Origin of the sequence: Streptomyces sp. NBC_00878, from assembly GCF_026341515.1 — a bacterium.
Taxonomy (GTDB): domain Bacteria; phylum Actinomycetota; class Actinomycetes; order Streptomycetales; family Streptomycetaceae; genus Streptomyces.
In genome coordinates this window covers 522,880-542,292 of sequence record NZ_JAPEOK010000001.1, presented here as the reverse complement: position 1 = coordinate 542,292, position 19,413 = coordinate 522,880, and the positions used below count along the sequence as shown (strand labels likewise).

At 71.0% G+C, this 19,413-nt stretch carries 17 protein-coding genes and 1 pseudogene; 11 read left to right on the top strand and 7 right to left on the bottom strand.

Annotated elements, in window-relative coordinates:
* Positions 1-88: 88 nt before the first annotated feature.
* From OHA11_RS02070 to OHA11_RS02060, 3 genes are all read left to right on the top strand, one after another.
* Positions 89-334: a hypothetical protein gene (locus tag OHA11_RS02070; protein WP_266491385.1), complete on the top strand. Its 246-nt coding sequence runs from the start codon at positions 89-91 to the stop codon at positions 332-334.
* Positions 335-337: 3 nt separating this feature from the next.
* Positions 338-715, top strand: a complete 378-nt coding sequence (locus tag OHA11_RS02065) for a hypothetical protein (protein ID WP_055617647.1) — start codon at positions 338-340, stop codon at positions 713-715.
* Between the two features lie 611 nt (positions 716-1,326).
* On the top strand, positions 1,327-3,204 hold the full coding sequence (locus OHA11_RS02060; RefSeq protein ID WP_266491375.1) for an RICIN domain-containing protein: 1,878 nt from the start codon (positions 1,327-1,329) through the stop codon (positions 3,202-3,204).
* A gap of 35 nt (positions 3,205-3,239) precedes the next feature.
* Here the strand turns inward: OHA11_RS02060 and OHA11_RS02055 are convergent, their stop codons facing one another.
* The 4 genes from OHA11_RS02055 to OHA11_RS02040 all read right to left on the bottom strand — a co-directional run bounded on the left by OHA11_RS02055 (position 3,240) and on the right by OHA11_RS02040 (position 8,215).
* Positions 3,240-4,409: a lactate 2-monooxygenase gene (locus OHA11_RS02055; protein WP_266506882.1), complete on the bottom strand. Its 1,170-nt coding sequence runs from the start codon at positions 4,407-4,409 to the stop codon at positions 3,240-3,242.
* Between the two features lie 186 nt (positions 4,410-4,595).
* The gene (locus OHA11_RS02050; protein ID WP_266491373.1) at positions 4,596-5,597 is read right to left on the bottom strand and encodes a hypothetical protein; all 1,002 of its coding nucleotides are present in this window, start codon (positions 5,595-5,597) and stop codon (positions 4,596-4,598) included.
* Positions 5,598-5,696: 99 nt separating this feature from the next.
* Positions 5,697-7,280 (bottom strand): cytosine permease, encoded by a 1,584-nt coding sequence (locus tag OHA11_RS02045; RefSeq protein ID WP_266491371.1) that lies wholly within the window; start codon positions 7,278-7,280, stop codon positions 5,697-5,699.
* 308 nt (positions 7,281-7,588) lie between these two features.
* Positions 7,589-8,215 (bottom strand): hypothetical protein, encoded by a 627-nt coding sequence (locus tag OHA11_RS02040; protein ID WP_266491369.1) that lies wholly within the window; start codon positions 8,213-8,215, stop codon positions 7,589-7,591.
* 309 nt (positions 8,216-8,524) lie between these two features.
* Between OHA11_RS02040 and OHA11_RS02035 the strand changes: the two genes are divergently transcribed.
* Entirely contained in the window at positions 8,525-8,956 is a 432-nt protein-coding gene (locus OHA11_RS02035; protein WP_266491367.1) for a subtilase-type protease inhibitor, read from the top strand.
* A 239-nt stretch (positions 8,957-9,195) separates the two neighbouring features.
* The gene (locus tag OHA11_RS02030) at positions 9,196-9,624 is read left to right on the top strand and encodes a MerR family transcriptional regulator (protein WP_266491365.1); all 429 of its coding nucleotides are present in this window, start codon (positions 9,196-9,198) and stop codon (positions 9,622-9,624) included.
* 28 nt (positions 9,625-9,652) lie between these two features.
* Here OHA11_RS02030 and OHA11_RS02025 read toward each other — a convergent pair whose 3' ends face one another.
* Entirely contained in the window at positions 9,653-10,105 is a 453-nt protein-coding gene (locus OHA11_RS02025; RefSeq protein ID WP_266491364.1) for an STAS domain-containing protein, read from the bottom strand.
* Positions 10,106-10,399: 294 nt separating this feature from the next.
* Between OHA11_RS02025 and OHA11_RS02020 the strand changes: the two genes are divergently transcribed.
* From OHA11_RS02020 to OHA11_RS02010, 3 genes and pseudogenes are all read left to right on the top strand, one after another.
* Positions 10,400-10,852: a hypothetical protein gene (locus OHA11_RS02020; protein ID WP_266491362.1), complete on the top strand. Its 453-nt coding sequence runs from the start codon at positions 10,400-10,402 to the stop codon at positions 10,850-10,852.
* A 66-nt stretch (positions 10,853-10,918) separates the two neighbouring features.
* On the top strand, positions 10,919-11,452 hold the full coding sequence (locus OHA11_RS02015) for a GNAT family N-acetyltransferase (protein WP_266491359.1): 534 nt from the start codon (positions 10,919-10,921) through the stop codon (positions 11,450-11,452).
* Positions 11,453-11,592: 140 nt separating this feature from the next.
* Positions 11,593-12,837 (top strand): annotated as a pseudogene (locus OHA11_RS02010) (ABC transporter permease subunit); the annotation flags it as partial.
* Between the two features lie 158 nt (positions 12,838-12,995).
* On the opposite strand, the gene OHA11_RS02005 reads toward OHA11_RS02010, so the two are convergent.
* Complete coding sequence (locus OHA11_RS02005; protein ID WP_266491357.1) at positions 12,996-14,504, bottom strand: MFS transporter; 1,509 nt, start codon at positions 14,502-14,504, stop codon at positions 12,996-12,998.
* Between the two features lie 125 nt (positions 14,505-14,629).
* On the opposite strand from OHA11_RS02005, the gene OHA11_RS02000 reads away from it, so the two are divergent.
* From OHA11_RS02000 to OHA11_RS01990, 3 genes are all read left to right on the top strand, one after another.
* Positions 14,630-15,463: an alpha/beta fold hydrolase gene (locus tag OHA11_RS02000; RefSeq protein ID WP_266491355.1), complete on the top strand. Its 834-nt coding sequence runs from the start codon at positions 14,630-14,632 to the stop codon at positions 15,461-15,463.
* A 77-nt stretch (positions 15,464-15,540) separates the two neighbouring features.
* The gene (locus OHA11_RS01995; RefSeq protein ID WP_266491353.1) at positions 15,541-15,984 is read left to right on the top strand and encodes a helix-turn-helix transcriptional regulator; all 444 of its coding nucleotides are present in this window, start codon (positions 15,541-15,543) and stop codon (positions 15,982-15,984) included.
* 6 nt (positions 15,985-15,990) lie between these two features.
* Positions 15,991-16,521: an SRPBCC family protein gene (locus OHA11_RS01990; RefSeq protein WP_266491352.1), complete on the top strand. Its 531-nt coding sequence runs from the start codon at positions 15,991-15,993 to the stop codon at positions 16,519-16,521.
* Positions 16,522-16,546: 25 nt separating this feature from the next.
* Here OHA11_RS01990 and OHA11_RS01985 read toward each other — a convergent pair whose 3' ends face one another.
* Complete coding sequence (locus OHA11_RS01985; protein WP_266506880.1) at positions 16,547-19,315, bottom strand: NHLP bacteriocin export ABC transporter permease/ATPase subunit; 2,769 nt, start codon at positions 19,313-19,315, stop codon at positions 16,547-16,549.
* Positions 19,316-19,413: the final 98 nt, after the last annotated feature.

Below are 19,413 nucleotides of genomic sequence, written 5' to 3'. Positions count from 1 at the left end.
TTGCGGGCCGCGCTCGGTCGGTACCGTTGTGTGTGGCTCCTGACCTGCCTGTATTTACGAGTAAGTACCCGCGCGGTACCGTGAGGGCATGCCTGCTCTCAACGTGGAATTCAGCGAGCGCGAGCTCGAGGATCTGCGGCAGATCGCCAAGGAGCGCGGTACGTCGATGAAAGCCCTGGTTCGTGAGGCGGCCGCGGCCGACATCGTGCGGCACCGAGCGCTACAGGAAGGCGCGGACGTCTTCCGCCGGTTCTTCGCCGCGCACGCGGACGAGTTCGCCGCGGCCTTCCCCGACGACGAACCGCCCAACAGGGGCGAGGGGCGGGCCGCCTGACCCATGGCCCCCGTCATCCATATCGACGTGCCCTGGCTGCTCCAGCGCCACGAAGAGGTGCTGCCCGACCAGCCGACCGTCAACGACTTCTCGGTGCTCGTGGCCGCCGTCGCCCGGCACCGAGTGGATCCGCCGCGGCTCGGTGTGGACTCGGACCCGGCCTGGCGCGCCGCCGCGCTGCTGCACACCCTGGCTCTGCTGAAGCCGCTGCCGTCCGCCAACGCCCGTTTCGCCTGCGCGACGGCGGTCTCGTACATGTTCGTGAGCGGTGTCGGGATCGATCCGCCGTACGGCGCACTCGTGGACCTCGCCCGCGACCTGATCTCCGGCAAGGTGGACGTCTTCGCGGCGGCCGACCGCCTGCGTTCCTGGCAGATCTGAACCGCCGGAGAGCTGAGCCGCCCCGTGGCGGATCCGTGTGCCGTCCCGCGTGATCCGCGCGTCCGGGACGCGTCGACCCGCCCTCGGGGCCGCCGACCGAGGGCGGGAGGATCGGGGTCGGCGGCCTGCTTCGCGTGGGAGAGCCGCCGTCCCGCGCGGGGCCTCCGAGGAGGGCCGGTACCAGTGGACTACGTGCTTTCGCCCGCGGGGAGCGTGCGAGGGGCGCCGGCGCGTGCGTGCGGTTCACACGGGGCGCATGGCAACGATTGCCATTTCTAAATTCCCCGCGGCCGAGGCGAGTTGGCCGACGAGGGGGCTGACTTTCCTTCAATGTGCGGATGTTGCCGAAGTGTCTCAAGTGCCTTGTTGTGTGTGAGAGTTTTGTGCAAGGGTGAACTTCCTCGTACATGGCCATTGGTCAGGTCTGATTCGCTGCTCGGGATTTCCTCGTGCCGTGGGGCCCAAAAGGTTCACGGCAGACGGACGTCGAGTGGTCGACGTCCCGGCCGCTTTCCGTGCGTCAAGCCCAAAAGGCATGCACCTACCAGGAGCTCCTTTTCGGCGGTCAGAACTTCTGTGTGCCACCTTGTGCCTTGGAAGGAAACCGCTCAGTGCACACCCCCCGTCCGCCTCGTCCCCCGTATCCGCCCGGTTCCGGACCCGCTCCCGGGGAATCCGACGAGAGCCTCGCCGCCCTCCTGAGAGCGCAGCCGGAGGGGGAACTCACTCACTCCGTCGCGCTGCTCCTCGCGAGACACTGGCAGCCGACGCACGACTACGCGGTCATCTGCCTCGCTTCCTCGGCGAACGTCGCTTCCATGGTCACCGCGGCCGCGTTCCAACAGGTGCTGGAACGCCTGCGGCGCGCCGGGTCCGCCGTCGCTCTGCGCCCCCAGCTCCTGGTGGCCGTACGGGACATCATCAAGGCGTGGTCGGCGGAGGACCGGATATCCGAGGTGCTGCCGGATCTCCGGAAACCCGCCGGGGGTCGCGGTATGCGCGTGACGAAGTCCATGACGCCGGAAAATCGCAAGCTCGCGGAGCGTTCTTTCCAGTCCCTCCCGGGACTTGCCCAGTGCGTGCTGTGGCACACCGAGGTCGAGGCCGAGCCCATATCCGTACCGGCCGGTCTGTTGGGCGTGGATACCGACACCGCGTCGGCGGCCCTGGAGCAGGCCCGGGACAAATTCAGGCAGGGCTGCGTACGGGCCCATCGTGAACTCGCGCCGAACAAAGACTGCCGCTACTACAACCGCCTCCTTGACGTCCCGATTCGGCGCGGCGGTGCCTTGCTCCCCGATGTGCAACAACATCTGCTGGAGTGCCGCTTCTGCCGTTACGCGGCCGAGCAACTGAGTCATTTCGAGGGCGGGGTGGGCGGTCTGCTCGCCGAGGCGGTGCTCGGCTGGGGCGCCCGCCGCTATCTGGAGTCGCGGCCGAGCCGAGGCCACTCGGGTGTCCGTCCCGGCCGCTACGGCGGCAGACGTCCGGGCGGCGGCGCCCGCTCCCGGCTGCTGTCCCAGCTCTCACCCGGCTCGTCCCGGCAGGGGCGGCACTCCTCGCCGGGTCCCCGGCACTCGAAGGCGCTCCTCACGGGGGCGGGCCTCGTCTCGGTCGCGCTCCTCGCGACCGTCCTGGTCGCCAGTCTGTGGTCGCCCGAGGACGGCGACGCGGACCCCTCGGCCTCCGCCGGCGGGTCGAGCAGCATCGCCCCGCGGCCCGGTGGACCGACCCCGCCCGCCAAGTCCTCGTCCCCGCCCGGCTCGGCGGGCCTGCCGACGCCCCCCGGACAGACCCGGCTGCGCAACCTCGCGGCGGACCTCTGCCTCGACATCAAGGACGGCAAGGCCAGGCCCGGTGTCGGCACCAGACTGGAGACGTGCTCCACGGCCCGGACACAGCAGTGGTCGTACGAGGAGGACGGACTCCTGCGCAGCGTCGCCGAACCGGAACTGTGCCTGGACTCCCACGTGGACGCCGGCGTCATCGTCCTGGGCCGCTGCGCCGCCGCGTCCGACGAGCGCGGCGACGACGTGCGCTACGACCTCACCGTCCAGGGCGAGTTGCTGCCCCGCTGGCAGGAGGGGCTCGCCGTAGCCCCCTCCTCCCAGGACCGGGACGCGGAGATCGTGGCGAAGATCCGCGACAGGTCGGACGAACAACGCTGGCTGACCGACGCCACGACGGCCAGCCCCGAGTCGCTGTCGATCGCCGGAACGGGCGCGCCGTCGTCCGGACGGCCGGTCACCGACCCGCCGCTCGCCGACTCGGGCTCAGGTTCGGGCTCGGGCTCTGGCTCCGACTGTGCCGAGGCCCCGTGCGAGGTGGAGCCGACGGCCGCTGAGCGGGACGGAGAGCCGGAGCCGACCGCCACCGCGTCCGGACCGTACGCGGAGCGCCGCGTCACGACGGTCGACAACCCCACCCCGAGGCTCGGCGCGCAAGTGCCCCTCATCCTGGCGGAGGCGGTCTCGGACCTCGGTCTCTGATCAGCTCCGAGGAGACGACAGGCGGGTCTCGCGGGTCATGGGGTCTCCTCGGCGAGGTCGTCGGGGCCGAGGCTCGTCGGGTCCGCATGACCGGACAGCGCGAGGGTGAGGTCGAGTTCGGCGAGCAGACAGCGGATGACGTGCTCCACGCCCGCCTGACCGTCGAGGGCGAGCCCGTACGCGTACGGACGTCCGACGAGCACCGCCTCGGCGCCGAGCGCGAGTGCCTTGAAGATGTCGTCGCCCGTGCGGATCCCGCTGTCGAAGAGGACGGTCAGCCGGTCACCGGCCGCCTCGACCACCCGGGGCAGCGCGTCGGCGGCACCGACGGCACCGGCCACCTGGCGGCCGCCGTGGTTGGAGACGACCACCCCGTCCATCCCGGCGGTGACGGCCCGGCGGGCGTCGTCCGGATGCAGGATGCCCTTGAGCACGATGGGACCGTCCCAGTTCGCGCGCAGGAACTCCAGGTCGGGCCAGGTCTTACCGGGATCCGCGAACATCCCGACGAAGTGCATGACCGCCGCGTTCGGGTCCTTGTGCACCGGCTTGGCCAGACCCGCCTGGAACGCCGGGTCCGAGAAGTAGTTGGCCGTGCCGACGCCGTGCAGGAACGGCAGATACGCCTGGTCCAGATCGCGCGGCCGCCACGCCAGCAGAGGTGTGTCCAGCGTGACGAACAGCGTGCTGAATCCGGCCGCCTTCGCCCGGTTCAGGAAACTCTTCGTGACCTCGCGGTCCTTGGCCCAGTACAGCTGGAACCAGCGCTCCCCGTCGCCCATCGCCTCCGCGACCTGCTCCATCGGCGTGCTGGACGCCGACGACAGGATGTACGGCACGCCCTGCGCCGCGGCGGCCCGGGCGGCGGCCGACTCGGCGTCCGGGTGCATGAGCGACAGGACACCGACCGGCGCGAGCGCGAGGGGAGCGGGCAGCGCACGCCCCAACACCTCGACGGACAGGTCGCGTTCGTGCACATCGCGCAGCATGCGCGGCACGATCCGGCGCCGGTCGAGCGCGGCCCGGTTCGCCCGCGCCGTACTGCCGTTGCCCGCGCTGCCCGCCACATAGCCGACCGGACCGGGCCCGAGCCGCCGCTCGGTCAGCTCCTCCAGCCGGGTCAGATCGGTGGGCAGGCGCGGCACCGCGCCCGTCATGCCGTTCAGATAGATCTCGTACTGGAAGTCCGCCCAGTGCTTCGTCATCCGTACGTCCCGCCTCTCGCCCTTGGCCTCGCCGCTGAGACCGTGCCGTTCGCGCCGGAGACCATGCCCTGTTTCCACTGACACGACGCTGTTCCTGCGACGATCCTGACGAGCGGGACAAGATCCGTCCACCGCCGACGCGAAGATCGCCGGGAGCGTCGGGCTCAGGCGGTGGACGAGCCGGACTCAGCTCGTGAACGACACGCGCACGGCGACCAGTTCGCCCGCCGGGCCGAGGTCCGCCGACACGGGGAAGTGGCCGTCGCCCTGGCCGGTCATCGTGCACAGCACGTGCGCGCCGCCGACCTCGACGGTTCCGGTCTCGACCGCGGAGGCGCGGACCTGGCGCATGACCTGCCAGTGGTGGGAGTGCGGGCGGAAGTCGACCATCAACCGCCGCCGCGGGTCGGCGTCCTTCCAGTCGGACAGGGCGCCGGCCCGGCGCATCGCCTCCGGCACGGTCAGTCCCGTCCAGCCCCTGACCCCGTCCTCGCCCGGCTCACCGAGCGCGGGAGCCGCGAACTCGGCGGCCGCCTCCTCCTCGGCGGCGCCCCAGAACGCGACGTCGGCCAGTCCGTCCACGGGCTCGTCGTGCTGCCAGGCGTTCAGCGCGTCGGCGTCCCCGAAGAGCAGCCGGGCCCAGTCGACACGGATGTCGCCGAGCTCCACGCTCTTGGCGGCCGGGGCTGGGTCCACCGGGACCACGATGCCGGCCCCGGACGCCAGCACCGGCAGCGCCCGGTCGCGGGGCAGGCCGCCGAGCGCCACGACCGGCACCCCGTGCATCAGGAAGCAGCCGCCGCCCCGGGCCACGCAGCGCCGTACCCGCTCCCGGTGCGGTACCCGCTCGGCGCAGGCCTCCAGTTGGGCGTCGAAGTCGTGTTCCCGGCAGTGCGCGTCGAAGAGCGCACGCAGCCGCGCGACTGAGGACGCCGGGATGTCGTGGAGCATCCGGCCGGGCTGCCGGCCGAAGGAGTGGGCCGCGGTGTCGGCGTCGGGACCGGCGATCACGAGGTCGCTCGCCCCGCTCACATCGGCGGCGACCACCGGATCATGGACGCCGAACGCCCCCGGGTCCACCTCCGCAGGCGACCGCTCCCCGCTCCACATGCCCAGGTGACCACCGTCGAGGACCACCAACTCACCGGACGGACACGTGATCGCGCCCAGCTCGTAGATCTCTTCCATGGCGGGGCAGTCTATGAAGGCACCGCTCCCCGGAGAGCCCCTGCGGAGCGAGCTGGCCGGTTTTCGCCCTTCGAAGTCGTCAGAAGCCTTCAGAACTCGTCAGGTGCCCTCGGCCGCCGGCACCGGTCGCTTCCCGTCCGCCTCGCTCCCCGGACCGGTGATCGGCGGCACCGGTACGTCGACGGTACGGACCAGTCGGGCGCCCTCGGGCCCGTACACCGCTCGCGGTTCGGGGAAGAACCACAGCAGCGACAGGAACAGCACGGCCGAGACAGCGAGGGAGAGCGGCAGGCCGATGTCGACCCCGTCGGCCAGGTCACCGAGCGGGCCCACGAACTGGCCGGGGATGTTCGTGAAGAGGACGCCGATCACGGCGGAGACCCACCAGGCGGTCATCCCGCGCCAGTTCCAGCCGTGCGTGAACCAGTATCGGCCGCCCCGCTGACGCCGGTTGAAGACCTGCAGCGCGTCGGGGTCGTACCAGCCACGCCGGGTGAGGAAGCCCAGCATCATCACGACCATCCAGGGCGTCGTACACGTGATGATCATCGTGGCGAACGTCGAGATGCTCTGTACGAGGTCGAAGCCGAAGCGCCCGACGAAGATGAACGCGATGGACAGCACGCCCACCAGCACCGTCGCCTGGACCCGGGACAGCCGGGGGAACACGGACGAGAAGTCGAGCCCGGTCCCGTACAGCGCGGTCGTGCCCGTCGCCATGCCGCCGATCAGCGCGAGCAGACACACCGGCAGGAAGAACCAGCTCGGCGAGATGGCCAGCAGCCCGCCCACGAAGTCCGGGGCCGCGGGGTCGACGTACTCCGGTGCCTGGGCCGCGATGATGCTCGCCGTCGCCAGGCCGAAAACGAACGGCAGCAGGGTCGAGATCTGCGACAGGAACGCGGCGCCGATCACCCTGCGGCGCGGCGTGCTCGCCGGGATGTAGCGCGACCAGTCACCGAGGAACGCGCCGAAGGACACCGGGTTCGACAGCACGATCAGCGCGGAGCCGATGAACGACGGCCAGAACAGATCCCGCGTCGCCGCGTCGGCCGACGCCGTGAAGATCCCCGCGTACGAGGGGTCGAAGTCCCCGGCGAAGGCCACCGCGCCGAGCAGGAACAGCAGGGTCGCCGAGGTCACCGCGACCTTGTTGACGAACAGCATGAACCGGAACCCGTACACGCACACCGCGAGCACCAGCACGGCGAACAGCCCGTACGCGACGACGTACGAGAGGTCGCCGCGCGGCAGGCCGAAGAGGCGGTGGGCGCCGCCGACCAGGGCGTCACCCGAGCTCCACACCGAGATGGAGAAGAACGCGACCGCCGTGAGCAGCGGCAGGAACGAACCGACGACCCGGCCGTGCACGCCCAGGTGGGCGGAGGAGGAGACGGCGTTGTTCGTGCCGTTGACCGGACCGAAGACGGCCATCGGACACAGGATCAGCGCGCCCGCGACCACCCCGAGGAGCGTCGCCGCGAGCCCCTGCCAGAAGGACAGGCCGAAGAGAATGGGGAAGGCCCCGAGCACACAGGTGGAGAAGGTGTTCGCGCCGCCGAAGGCGAGCCGGAAGAGGTCGAGCGGGCTCGCGGACCGGTCCGCGTCGGGGATCCGCTCGACGCCGTACGGCTCGACCTCCGTGAGCGAGGGCGGCGGCGTGGCGGGGGAGTTCTGGGACAAGGAGGGGCTCCAGCGAAGGACCGGCACCCCGGAGGGGCGGCAGGGCGGGGGAGCGCGTGGTGACGCGGCTGGCCGGACGGCGTGTCGCTGTCACAAGGGTGTGCGGAGCGCGGGGAAGCCGTCCCATGGTGCGGTGGTCTGCCGACGCTAAGGGCCGGGCAGAGAACCGCACCAGTGGATGGACCATCCATCTTTGTGGTTGTGAGTGGACGAATGCGACACCGTGGCCTGTCGCGTGTCAGCTGTCGGTGGGCTTCGTGGTGGGCTTGGCGGTGGGCCCGCTTGGGCGTGGACTGTCGGTGGGCTGGCTAGGTGGTGGGCTTGTCGTCCGGAGTCTCGGCTGTCGCCTCGGCCGACGTGTCTGACGTGGTGTCGGACGGTGAGGTGTCGGACGGCGAGTTGTCCTGGGGCTCCGGGCCGTCGGGCCCCTGCGCGCGGACCCGCCGCACATGCTCCAGCGAGTCCCGCAGCTCCGTGAGCCAGTCGTCCGCGTGGCGCTCGACGAGGCGTACGCACCAGGCGAGCGCCTCGCTGCGGCTGCGGGCGACACCGGCGGCGATCAGGGTGTCGAGGACCTGCCGCTGGGGCTGCCGCAGCCGGGTCATGACGGGTGCCGCGACGTGTGTGAACAGGGCGCGCTCGTCACCGCACTCCACACCCCACGAGACCTTCTTGTCGAAGCGGTGCTCGGCCTCGCGGGCCACGGCGACCCGTGCGTCGCGGGTGCGCTCGCGGAACTCCTGGATCCGGGAGCCGACGGCCGCCTTCCGCTCGGCGTCCGAGGCGTTCTCGGCGAGCCGGGGTTCGGGAATGCGGCCGATGACGGTGATCTCCTCGCGGTCCACCGTGACCTCGCCGAGGCTCTCGAAGAGATCGTCGGGCAGGCGGCCGGCGAACCAGCCGCGCAATTTCTCGTGCTGTTCGGCTGTAATCATGTAATGACGATTACTCGCATGCCGCCGGGATGCAAGGGTTCGGGACTCAGCTGGAAGCGGAATGTTTCAGGCCCATTGCTGAGCAGTGCAGATCCGGCCAGCGTGTCCGCTCGGGCACGGAGAGTCCGCTCAGTTTCGGGGTCGACGTGTTCGAATTCCGTAACTTCACGCCACTGATTCAATACGCAAGGTTACTGAAACGCGTGGGGTCGACGTGTGTTTCCGTCGCGGACTCGGCAGACTCGCGCTCGCCGAACCGGCACTCGACCGAGCCGGTTCGGCAACCAACCGAGCGGAAGGATGCACACAATGCCGAACACCGCGCGCTGGGCAGCGACGATGACTCTGACGGCCACCGCCGTCTGCGGACCTCTCACCGGGAACGCCCTCGCCGCCACCCCCTCGCCGAACTCCCTCTACGCCCCCTCCTCCCTGGTGCTCACCATGGGCCACGGCGAGCTCGCGGCCGACGTCGCTCCCGAACGCGCGGTCACCCTGAGCTGTGCGCCGACCGCCTCGGGAACCCACCCGGCCGCGGCGTCGGCCTGCGCGGAACTCGGGGCCACCGGAGGAAACTTCGGCGCCCTGCTCGGCAGATCCGTGGCCAACTGCACCCGCGAATACGATCCCGTCGTCGTCACGGTCGACGGAGTCTGGCAGGGCAAGCGGGTGTCCTTCGAAAACACCTTCGCCAACGAGTGCGTGAAGAACTCCTACGGGGTGACCGTCTTCACGTTCTGAGAGACCGGGGTCGCGCGGTCCCCCGAGTGCGTCGACGGAGGCCCGCAGATGCGGATGGGGAGTGCGAGTCCCGTCGCGGAGTGCCACGCGATCTCGCAACAGGGGTCGGCGGAGACGGAGTGGGGCCGTCTCCGCCGACCCCGGCGTCATTCCGGCGCCAGTCCGGAGTCATCCCGGTCATAACCGGTGTCAATCCGCTGTCATTCCGGAGTGATGATGCTCCATGCCCCCACCTCACGGTGATCCGAGTCGTATACGGCCGACCCGTCACCGGGCTTCAGGTCGGCCGTGGCGGGATGCGCATCGGTGAGGTCGCCGACGCCATCGGCGTACAGACCCCCGTACTGCGCCTGTGGGAGGTCCGCGGCCTGCTGCGGCCCACGCGGGAGAAGGGGACGGGGTACCGCCGCTACTCCGCGTTCGAGGCGCGGATGGCGCGGATCGTCGCCCTGTCGCGGCGCGGTCACCACCCGTTCTCCACCATCGAATCGGTCCTGGCCGAACTGCGCACCACCGGCAGCCCCGAGCGCGTACGGGCCGAACTGGCGGGACGGGAGCGCGCGTTGCATCTGCGGAGCCGGAGCCGGAGCCGGAGCGGGAGCGGGAGCGGGCTGGAGGGCTCGGCCGCTCTCCACGCGTACCTTCAGCGGTTCACGAAGACGCTTTGAGCGTTCTCCGCGTGCTGCCGGGTGTGGGTCAGCGCGGTGCGAAGGACGGTGGTTCGCTCTCCGGGCGGGACGGGGGCGGAAGCGACGGAGACGGAAGCGTCGGCAGGGGCGGGAAGCGGTTGAGGAGCCCCGAGGCGCGGAGCAACCGGTGGATGCGCGGCTGGTCGGAGACGAGGCGCAGGGAGCCGCCCCGTTCCTTCGCCCGGCGGTCGGCCCGGCACAGCACGCGCAGCCCGGAGCAGTCGATGAAGGCGACCCGGCGGAGGTCGACCAGGACCCGGGGGGCCGGGGCCGAGGTCGCCGCGTCCAGATGCTCGGTCAGTGCGTCGGCCGTCGCCATGTCGATCTCGCCCCGCACCTCGACGACGGTGAACCCGCCGCTCGGATAGCTGTGGGCATACGGATTCGCCGTGGGGACTCCGGGCTCCGCCGTGCCGCGCTCGGGGAGTCCGGGGGCCTGGTCATGAAATTCCGGCGACATGTCGGCTCCACCTCTGCAGGGGAGGGCGTGCTGGATCTCGGTAGTTACCCCAACCGCGCCGGAACCATCCATGCCGCGGCGTCCGCAAGATCTAGTTCACCCGACTCGGTGAATTTCAGTAGCAGCGGTTGACTTTTGGTCTTTGTGTTTACTCAACACGGCCTGTGCAAGGGTCTGTTGCGGACGTAGGGTCGCCGTGCTGCCGCGGATCTCGGCCGCACTGTTGTTCATGCATCTGTCCATGGGCTCGTCCATGAGCTGGTCCATGAACTGTCTGACCAAGGAGGGTTGGCGGTGGGAACGCCGGTACACACTCCGTCGGGCGGGCCGTCACTGCTGACCGAGCGCGGCCCCATGGAGCCGGTGCGGGAGATGGAGTTCACCGCTCATTTCGCCCGCGCGGACGGTGAGTGCGCCGCCGAGGCGGCAGCCGTGGAGGTGACGCGGGTGATCGATGCCCCGCCGTCCTTCGTCGCCCCGGTTCTCGACGCCGGCCGCTCCGCGAGCAAATGCCTGCTGGCGCGCAGCGCCGCCGACACGTGCCGGATCGTGCTCACGGCGGACCTCACCGGCATCACCGTCGCGGCCACCGACGACGTCAAGGTCTCACTCGACTCCTGCGACCAGGCCGGCGCCAGGAACCTGCCCCTGCTCGCCGTCGTCGACGGACTGAACGTGCACCACGGGCCCGACGGCCATGTGTGGGTCGTGTGGAAGGGCTCGTGGCGGCGAGTGGACGCCACCTAGAGCGGTCGGATCGGAACGGCCTTACTCCGGACGGATCCGTTCAGGCTTAATGCATGTGATGCGCAAGTGCGCGACTACTGCATAAGAACGGCGACCCCCGACGATCTCGACGGCGCGCGGTCCGTGATGCTCGACACCGTCTACCGGGACTTCGGCACCGGGTACGTACCGCGCTGGCACCGGGACATCATCGACCTGGACGCCTTCTACCTCGCGCCCGACCGGCACACCCTGCTGGTCGCCCTCGACGAGCGGGACGGCACGGTGGTCGCGACCGCCGCACTCGACTCCCGCGGCCCGGCCCATCCGCCCAACCCGTGCCGCCTCGCCCAGCGCTACCCCTCCGGGGGCACCGCCCAGCTGCGCCGTGTGTACGTGCGCCGCGAGGGTCGGCGGCAGGGCCTGGCCCGGCGGCTGGTCGGCGAACTCCTCGACTTCGCGGCGGCGGACGGCGGCTACCGCGCCGCCTATCTGCACACCGACCCGGCGGGACCCGGCGCCGAGGCGTTCTGGCGGTCCCTCGGCAAGGTGGTCCACGACGAGCGCGAGGAACCCGGCGGCGGGCAGCGGATCGTGCACTTCGAAGTGCCCCTGCCCTGACCTTGAGGGACCCGCTTCGCGTGCGTCGTCCGCACCAAGTGAAGAAACCATTCCCCGCACGTCCCCCATGCAACGAGCCCCCCACGCAAAGAACAGAGACCATGCGCTCCCTGCCGCGCCGTCGCCGGTTCGTCGCCGGCCTGCTGCCAGGCGCTTTCGCCGAGCAGTGGGCTCTGGCGGCCGCCGCGCGCGGGGTCCCGGGCCGGAGCATCGCCCGGCAGGTGCTGCGCCGCTGCGTGCCCGGACTGCTGCCGAACTTCGGGCTGTTCGTCGTCGGCCTGACCGGCGGCGCGGTCGCCGTGGAGCAGGTCTTCGACATCCCCGGGCTCGGCCGGCTGACCCTCCAGGCCGCGGTGGCCCAGGACCTGCCCGTCCTCCAGGCAGGCACCCTCGCGCTCGTCCTGCTGGCGGCGGCCGCCGGAGGCCTGACCAGGCTCACGGCACGACTCCTGATAGGCCCGGCCCTGCGCGACGGCGCTCTCTCTTCTTTGCACCGCCCGACACCGCCCCGGCCCACGACCCTGCCCCTGCTGTACGGCGGACTGCTGCTCGCGGTCGTCGCGCTGGGCCTCACCCGGGACCCCTTGCGACTGGACACCACGGCGCGGCTCCAATCCCCTTCCTGGGCACACCCGTTCGGCACGGACGCGCTTGGGCGCGATGTGCTGGCCCGGGTCGGCCACGGTGCGTTGAGCACCCTGGCCCTGGCCGTCGCCGTGAGCGCGGCAGCCCTGCTCCTCGGCGTTCTGCTGGGCCTGCTGCCACGGCTCTCCGGCCCGCTGGTCGACACGGTCAACTCCGTACCGCCCGTCCTGGCGGCCCTCCTCGCCACGGGCGTCGCGGGCAGCGGTCCGTTCACCCCCGCCCTCGCGGTGACCGCGGTGGCGTGGGCACCGCTCGCGGCCCACACCTCGGCCCTGCTCCAACAGGAGCTCGCCACCACGCACTTGACGGCGACCCGGGCCCTGGGCGCGGGCCCCTTCCAGTTGCTCCGCCACGAACTCCTCCCGGCCGTCCTGCCTCCGGTCGTACGCCACGCACTGCTACGCCTGCCCGGCGTCGCCCTGGCCCTCGCGGCCCTGGGCTTCCTCTGCCTCGGCGCGCAACCGCCGTCCCCGGAGTGGGGCCTGCTCCTGTCCGAGAACCAGCCGTACGCGGAACGGGCCCCGTGGGCGGTACTGGCACCCGCCACCGCCCTCGCCCTGCTGGGCGCGGTGGCGGTCACAGGCGGGCGCGGGGTGCGGTGGCCGGGGCCGCGGCGCGCACGACGCCGAGGCGCTGGCGGGATCGAGCCGATGGCGGGGCCGGGAGAGAAGACGGCGGAACGGGAGGCGGCGGGCGAGTTCGCCCAGCGCACCCCAACCACCATGCGCATACGGGCCTGACCCCGGCCGTGCCCTGGCTGGTTCTCGCCGTGCTTCCCGTGGCGGCGGTCGCCCTGCTGCCCCGGCACCACCGAGCCGAGCCGACGACCTGAGGAACGCCATGAAAGAGGGGCCGCCGTCTCCCTGCAGACGGCGGCCCCTCCGCTTTCGGTGGGTGGTCACATGTGGACGACCGGCGCGGCCTGAGCGTCCTGCTCCGGAACCCCACGGCGGTAGAGCAGGAAGGCGATCACGGCGCCCACCGCGAAGAAGCCCGCCGACCACCAGAAGGCGGTGGTGTAGCTCTCGATCGTCGCCTCGGCCTGGACCAGCTTGTTGGTGGCGTCCTTGCCGGCCAGGTAGTTGGTCGCGGCGCTCGCGGCGAGCGTGTTGAGCAGGGCGGTGCCGATGGAACCGCCCACCTGCTGCATGGCGTTGACCGTCGCGGAGGCGACACCGGCGTCCTCCGGCGCGATCCCGTTCGTGGCCAGGGACATCGCGGGCGGCATCACCATGCCGAGGCCCACGCCGATCAGGAGCAGCTGCGGCAGAACGTCGGTCGTGTAGCTGGAGTCGACCCCGATACCGGTCAGCCAGGCCATGGCGAGCGCGGCGATGGCGAAGCCCGCCGGGATGACTGCCTTCGGCCCGATGCGCGGTACCAGCTTCGTGGTGGAGAGCTGGGCCATGACCATCAGGGCAGCCATCATCGGAAGGAAGGCCAGACCGGTCTTGGTCGGGCTGAAGCCCAGGTTCAGCTGCAGGTAGTAGGTGAGGAAGAGGAAGACCCCGAACATGCCCGCACCGGTCACGAGCAGGGCGAGATACGAGGCTCCGCGGCTCCGGTCGAGCAGGACGCGCATAGGCAGCAGCGGGTGCGCGGCACGGGTCTGCCACCAGGTGAAGGCCGCCAGGAGCAGCCCGCCCGCTACCAGGAAGCCCCAGGTCTCGGGGGAACTCCAGTCGTGCGTCTCGGCGTTGGAGAAGCCGTAGACGAGGGCGAAGAGACCGGCGGAGACCAGCAGCGCGCCCGGCAGGTCCAGCTTGGAGTTCGCGGCGTCACGGTGGTTGCTCAGCAGCATCCAGCCGCCCACGAAGGCGATCACGGCGAAGACGAGGTTGACGTACAGGGTCCAGCGCCAGTCCAGCGCGTCCGTCAGCACACCGCCGAGCAGCAGCCCGAGCGCACCGCCCGCACCGGCGATCGCGCCGTACACGCTGAACGCCTTGGCGCGCTCCTTGGCGTCGGTGAAGGTCGTGTTCAGGAGCGAGAGCGCGGCGGGTGCGAGGAGCGCGCCGAAGACGCCCTGGAGGGCACGCGCGGTGACCAGCATCCCGAAGCTGTTCGCCGCGCCGCCGAGTACGGAGGCCCCGGCGAAGCCCGCGACACCCACGAGGAACGCGGGCTTTCGCCCGAAGAGGTCGGCCAACCGGCCGCCCAGCAGAAGCAGTGAGGCGAAGGCCAGCGCGTACGCGGTGACGATCCACTGGCGGTTGCCGTCGGAGAAGCCGAGGTCCGCCTGCGCCGACGGCAGCGCGATGTTCACGATGGTCGCGTCCAGCACCACCATCACCTGTGCGATCGCCACGATCGCGAGAATCCACCAGCGCTTCGCCGATGACGGCGCGCTCGGTGCGTTGGCTGTGCCCTTACCGGCACCTTCGGAAAGAGTCTGAGTCTGGGACATCGGAGCACCACTCCAGGGAAGGCTCGCTCGACATGACGAGTACGTAAACGAAACCGTTTCGTACGCCTAGAGGCTAGACCACTTTTATCGAAACGGCAAAGTTTCGCTAGTGAGAGAGGGCTCACATGCGCAGGGGCATGTTCGAGGTTGACGGGGCCGAGCTGTACTACGAGGTATGCGGCGAAGGGCCCGCGCTGCTGCTGATCAGCGGGGCCGGGGGAGACGCCGGGTATTTCACGGGCATCGCCGACGAGCTGGCCGACGCCTTCACCGTGATCACGTACGACCGACGGGGCAACTCCCGCAGCACCGGCCAGGGTGACGCGCCCATGGATCTGGCCCAACAGGCCACCGACGCCCGCGCGCTCATCGACGGCCTGGCGGACGGCCGCGCCCTGGTGTTCGGCAACAGCGGAGGCGCGATCATCGGCCTGACGCTGGCCGCCCGCCACCCGGAAGCGGTCGCCGGGCTGATCGCCCACGAGCCGCCCGCCGTGAACGTCCTGCCCGACGGCGACCCGGCGCGCGACTTCTTCGCCGAGGTGGCCGAGGCCTATGTGCGGGGCGGCGCCCCGGCGGCGGGCCGCCTCTTCGCGCAGACCGTGCGCGGCGAGGGCACGTACCTGTGGCCCGAAGACCTCTGGAAGCGGTTCCTCGGCAACGGCGACCACCTCTTCGGCCGCGAGTGGCCGGGCTTCGCCGCCTTCCTGCCGGACGGGGCCGCCCTCTCCGCGGCCTCCTTCCCGATCGTCCTCGGGGCGGGCTCGGCCGACCGCGGTACGTACTACGCGCGGCCCTCGGTCGAGATCGCCCGCAGGATCGGGGTGCCGTGGGTGGAGTTCCCCGGCATCCACATGGAGTTCCTGCCGCGCCCCGCGGGCTTCGCGGCGGCCGTACGAGCCCTGGCGACGCAGATGTGGACGCGGGGCGGTGAGGTGCCCCGGGGCTGGCTCGGCTGAGGTCGCCGCCCGGCTGCGTTCCCCAGTCGATCATTCATGCCTTGACTGGCATATAACCGTGGAGGCATATTGGAGTCATGTCCGACGCCTCCCTCTGGACCGCACTCGCCGACCCGCACCGGCGGGCCATCGTCGCGCTCCTCCTGGAGCGGCCGCGGCCCGTCGGTGAGATCGTCGAGGCGTGCGGTCTGAGCCAGCCGAGCACGTCCAAGCACCTGAAGGTGCTGCGGGACGCCGGTCTGGTGCGGGTACGGCAGGACGCGCAGCGCCGCGTCTACGCGCTCGAACCGGCGCCGATCGCGGAGCTCGACGCGTGGCTGGCCCCGTACCGCAAACTCTGGAGCACAAGCCTGGACGCGCTGGGCCGACGCCTGGACGAGACGGTGACGGCGACGGCGCGAGCGACGGCTACAGGGCGGGCCGCGGCGACAGTGCTGGGCACGGCCCCGGAGACCTCGACGGCGGGGGAGCCGTCGGACGAAGAACCCCCAACCTCCTCCCCGAACTCCCCGAAGGACTGATTCACCATGTCCACGGAAGCCACCGGCACCTACCTCGCCCTGGACGACGGCCGACCCGCCGTCCGGTTCACCCGTACCTACGACCACCCCGTCGACCGCGTCTGGGAGTTCGTCACCGAGCCCGACGAACTGGCCCACTGGTTCCCGTCCCGCGTCGAGATCGAGCTGCGTGAGGGCGGCACGATCAGGTTCGGCGGCGACCCGAACATGGCGGACTCCACGGGTCGCGTCCTCGCGGTCGACCCGCCCCGCCACCTCTCCTTCAGCTGGGGCGGTGACGAACTGCGCTTCGATCTGGAGGAGTTGGACGAGAAGCGCACCCGCTTCACCCTCACCAACGTCCTGGAGGCCGAGAACACGGCAGCCCGCAACGGCGCCGGCTGGGACGTGTGCCTCGTCGCCCTCGACGCGCACGCCCGGGGAGAGTCCCCGGACGGCCCGCACGCCGGTGCCGGTGCGCCCTGGCAGGAGGTCTACCGGGCGTACGTGGAGGCAGGCGTCCCCTCGGGAGCCCGGGTCCCGGGTCTGGACACCTGACTTCGGCCGCTCCTGCCGCGTCCGGCTACTGCATCTGGCGCCGCACCAGCTCGTGCAGCCGCCCGCCCGTGTCCGCCAACAGCTGTGCGGGCGGGCCCTGCTGGGCGACCCGGCCGTCCTCCATCACGATGACGCGGTCCGCGTCCATGACGGTGGACAGGCGGTGTGCGATCACCACGCGCGTGGCGTTGAGAGCGCGGGTGCTCTCGATGACCGTGCGCTGGGTCTCGTTGTCGAGGGCGCTGGTCGCCTCGTCGAAGAAGAGGATGCGCGGACGCCGGATCAGCGCCTGGGCGATCATCAGACGCTGGCGCTGGCCGCCGGACACGGCGCCGCTGCCGGAGACGATGGTGTGCAGGCCCATCGGCATGCGCCTGATGTCCTTGGCGAGGCCGGCCATCTCGGCGGCCGCCATCGCCTCCTCGGGCGTGTAGGGCTCGGTGCCGCAGATGACGTCCAGGATCGACCCGGTGAACGGCTGCGCGTGCTGGAGCACCACACCGCACTGACGGCGTACGGCCGACTGGTCGAGGGCGGCCAGGTCCTGGCCGTCGTACAGGACGCTGCCCGAGACCGGCTTGTCGAAGCCGATGAGCAGCCGCAGCAAGGTGGACTTGCCGCAGCCGCTGGGGCCGACGATGGCCACGAACTCGCCCGGCCGGATCGCGAAGGACACGTCGTCCAGGACGAGCGGCCCGTCGTCGGTGTACCGGAAGGAGAGCTTCTTCGCCTCCATGGCGCCGGACAGTTCGGCGGGGCGTGTGCTCGCGACCCGCACCTCGGGCGTCGCGTCGAGGACCGGCCTGATCTCCTCGAACATCGGCAGCGCGGAGACCATCGACACGAAGGAGCCCGTCAACTGGGTCACCGAGGTCAGCAGCATGGTCATCGAGGTGTTGAACGTCAGGAAGGCGGCGGCCGACAGCGAACCGCGCGCGGGGCCCGCCAGCAACATGAACATGATGAGCGAGCAGAGCGGCAGATACACCGCGCTCAGCACGGTCGTGAGGTTCTTGATCCGCCCCACGCGCTGCTGGAGTTCACGGCTGCGCGCGAACTCGCCCGCCCAGGCGGCGTACGCGTAGTTCTCCGCCGCCGCGACCCGCAGCTTGGGCAGACCGCGCAGGGTCTGGAACGCCTGGTTGTTGAGCTTGTTGCTCAGGACGACCAGGCGGCGCTGCCAGCGCACCTGCCACAGGCCGAGACCGAGGAAGACCCCGGCGATGACGGTGAGCATGCCGATCGCGGCGAGCGCCATCGGGACGCTGTACCAGAAGAGCAGCGCGAGGTTCATCGCGCCGACCGTGAGCGACTGGACCACCACGGGGCCGACGCCCGCCATCAGTCGGCGGATCGCGCTGATCCCCATGGCCGCACTGGCCAGTTCACCGGTGGAGCGCGAGGTGAAGAACTTCGTCGGCAGCCGCAACAGCCTGTCCCACACGGCCGGTTGGAGCGTGGCCTCGATACGGCCCTCCAGCCGCAGCATGGTGAGGTTCTGCATCAGCATGAAGGCCGCCGACACCACACTGGCGATCATGATGGCCAGGCAGAACTGGACGATCAGGCTCTCCTGGGCCTTCGGCACGAACTCGCCGAGCACCTTGCCGGTCGCGATCGGCACCAGCGCCCCGAGGGCCACCGTCACCAGACCGCTGATCGCGAGGTTGCGCATGTCCCCGCCGGTGCCCTGGAGACTGAACCGCAGCAGCCGCAGCGGACTCAGCCGGCGTTCGGGCAGCGGCCGGTAGAACATGACGGCCCGCGGTTCGAACTCCGCCGCGTTGGCCTTCTCGACCGGCGTCTCACGACCGCTCGACGGATGCACCGCCACGTATCCGCCGCGCCGCCACAGGAGCGCGGCCGGGGCGCCGGACGCGACCCGGTGCCCGACGAGCGGCCCGATGTTGTCGCGCCACCAGCGCCCGTCGAGGCGTACGGCACGCACCCGGACCCGGGAGGCGAGCGCGATCTGTTCGACGGGGTCGAGCCGGTCGCTCTCCGCGCCGCCCTGTGCCGGGTCCGCGAGCGTGATCCCGGCCGCGTGTGCGACGAGCTTGCAGGCGGCGTACGTGGCATCGGCGTCCGCCGCGCCGGGACCCGATCCCGAGCGCTTGGACATGGAGGCGATGAGCGTCCGGTCGGCCTGCGCGCGGACCGCCTCGCCCGCCTTGATGCCCGCGGCCGTACGGTTCTCGTGCGTGCGCTCCAGCTGCTCGATCCAGCGGTCGAGGGTGGCCAGCAGCCGGTACTGCTGGTCGACCATCGCCTGCCACATCGCCGGGTCCACCAGCAGGTCCGCCGCGGCCTCGGCGCCGTACATGGAGCCGTACTGCACGCTCCCCGGCGGCACCTGCATCCACAGCACGTCGTCGTCCGTCAGCACCGCATCCCGCTCCGTGGCCAGCGGTGCCTCGAAGAGGATGGCCAGGCCGCGGCCGACGCCGAGCGAGAGGGCGTACTCCAGGGGGCTCGTGGCCGGGGGAACGTACTGGGGGTTGCCGTACGCGTCGTACGTCCAGGTCTCGGTCTGCGGGGGCTGGTACAGCTCGCGCAGCTCGATCCGGCGCAGTACGCACGCGCGCAGCGGCCTGCCGACCAGCGTGTGCTGGGGTCCCGCGACCGGGCCCAGCAGCAGCGAGCCCGCTTCCAGGCGGCCGAGGTGGTGCCAGTGGCCCTGCTGGGCGGCGTCGACCGCGAACAGGTCCATGGCGCCGGACGCGACCAGCCACAGCACGTGCGGCCCTTCGAGATCCAGACGGGTGAGGCCGGAGCCGTCGACCGGGGTGCCCATGCCGCCGAGCGCGCCGAGCACGTAGTCGCCCTCGGTGGCGGGCTGTTGCTGCTGCTCGTTCGGTTGGTGCTGCGAGTTCTGCTGGTCCAGTGGGTTCT

What these genes read in the sequence shown, in the direction of transcription:
- OHA11_RS01990 (WP_266491352.1), top strand. Translation starts at nt 15,991, where the DNA reads ATGTCCACGGAAGCCACCGGCACCTACCTCGCCCTGGACGACGGCCGA.
- OHA11_RS01985 (WP_266506880.1), bottom strand. Translation starts at nt 19,315, where the DNA reads ATGGGCACCCCGGTCGACGGCTCCGGCCTCACCCGTCTGGATCTCGAA.
- OHA11_RS02005 (WP_266491357.1), bottom strand. Translation starts at nt 14,504, where the DNA reads ATGTCCCAGACTCAGACTCTTTCCGAAGGTGCCGGTAAGGGCACAGCC.
- OHA11_RS01995 (WP_266491353.1), top strand. Translation starts at nt 15,541, where the DNA reads ATGTCCGACGCCTCCCTCTGGACCGCACTCGCCGACCCGCACCGGCGG.
- OHA11_RS02055 (WP_266506882.1), bottom strand. Translation starts at nt 4,409, where the DNA reads ATGACGAAGCACTGGGCGGACTTCCAGTACGAGATCTATCTGAACGGC.
- OHA11_RS02025 (WP_266491364.1), bottom strand. Translation starts at nt 10,105, where the DNA reads ATGTCGCCGGAATTTCATGACCAGGCCCCCGGACTCCCCGAGCGCGGC.
- OHA11_RS02050 (WP_266491373.1), bottom strand. Translation starts at nt 5,597, where the DNA reads ATGGAAGAGATCTACGAGCTGGGCGCGATCACGTGTCCGTCCGGTGAG.
- OHA11_RS02000 (WP_266491355.1), top strand. Translation starts at nt 14,630, where the DNA reads ATGCGCAGGGGCATGTTCGAGGTTGACGGGGCCGAGCTGTACTACGAG.
- OHA11_RS02040 (WP_266491369.1), bottom strand. Translation starts at nt 8,215, where the DNA reads ATGATTACAGCCGAACAGCACGAGAAATTGCGCGGCTGGTTCGCCGGC.
- OHA11_RS02070 (WP_266491385.1), top strand. Translation starts at nt 89, where the DNA reads ATGCCTGCTCTCAACGTGGAATTCAGCGAGCGCGAGCTCGAGGATCTG.
- OHA11_RS02035 (WP_266491367.1), top strand. Translation starts at nt 8,525, where the DNA reads ATGCCGAACACCGCGCGCTGGGCAGCGACGATGACTCTGACGGCCACC.
- OHA11_RS02065 (WP_055617647.1), top strand. Translation starts at nt 338, where the DNA reads ATGGCCCCCGTCATCCATATCGACGTGCCCTGGCTGCTCCAGCGCCAC.